This window comes from Mycobacterium sp. 852002-51163_SCH5372311, from assembly GCF_001667115.1.
Lineage (GTDB): Bacteria > Actinomycetota > Actinomycetes > Mycobacteriales > Mycobacteriaceae > Mycobacterium.
The window spans coordinates 1-1,095 of the sequence record NZ_LZIJ01000139.1; the positions used below are offsets into that span (position 1 = coordinate 1).

The 1,095-nt window shown below is 58.3% G+C and carries 1 protein-coding gene; it reads right to left on the bottom strand.

Translation table 11 applies throughout. The features are described from left to right. Window positions 1-249: 249 nt before the first annotated feature. Window positions 250-1,095 (bottom strand): hypothetical protein (locus A5791_RS16510; protein ID WP_067239006.1); only part of this gene is annotated, 846 nt, incomplete at its 5' end.

The window sequence follows — 1,095 nt, forward strand, 5'->3', positions numbered from 1 at the left end:
AGGCCATCGGCCCAACTGAACTCGCTAGCGCCGGTATCGCCGTTTTCCAGATACGCGAGGTTGCGCGCAAGCTGGTCACCGAGACCGGACGCGTCGGCTCCGCTTCTACTCATCTTGTGAACCGGCTCCAAGAGTAGTAATGGGACTGAGACACATTGGTTTCAGCAGTTGAGCCGGCCAGGGTGGCACCGGCCTGAGCTACCGCGACCACCACTGCAGTCAGATTGGTCTGCAGCCAATCTAGAGGCGTCACTTCGGGATCACCGGCACGTCATAGGAACCGCTGGCCTTGATCTGCGTGAGGCAGGCCTGGCCGCGACGGCGCACGCCAACACCGAAGCTGCGCTGGAAAAAGCTATCCTGCAATGGAAATGGGCCGATACCCGGGATATTTCTTAGACCCTGGTACTGACGCTGAGGGTGCTGTCTGAACCCGATGGCGTTGTCAGGGCTGTTAGCTCCATAGGTGGCAACAACCGCCAAGTAGTCTTCCGGAATGAAATCGCTTTGGATAATCCAGGTTTCGCCGTAGCTACCCTGCACCTTCAGACCGTTGTAGGACTCCGGCGCAACCTGACCCACAATATTTTCCGGTTGCAAGTAGGCCGGTGCGCCAGCGCTGGGAATGTAGTCGTGTTTGGCAATAATGCCGCTGGCGTTTTCTTCGCCAGCTTTGAAGGTTGACACCACTTCCGCCTGTGCCGGGTTCATCAGCGCCAACAGCCGTGAGTTTGATTCAGTGCCGAAACCGTGCTCGGTCACATGGCGAACGGCAGTTTCGAGGTCTCCGGAATCAATGGTGGCGCTACCGGAAACGAGGTAGTGCTGGTGTGCCGCCGCAAACTGCTTGCCGAGATAGGCCGGTGGAACCATGGTGTCACCGTTGTACAGGCCATACACCGGGTGCGACCACTCGTTTGCTATCTGCGTTGGGTCAAACAGCCGCTGCAAGATCGTCCCGGTTGTCAGACGGTTGTCGGCCTCCAGCGCGTAGTTGGCAATTGCGCGGACTTGCTCAGCGGTGCTGTCCCGCAAGAATTTCCACGTCCAGCGGCTTGCCTTGTCGTAGTCCTTGAAGGTGTATCCCAGGAGTTG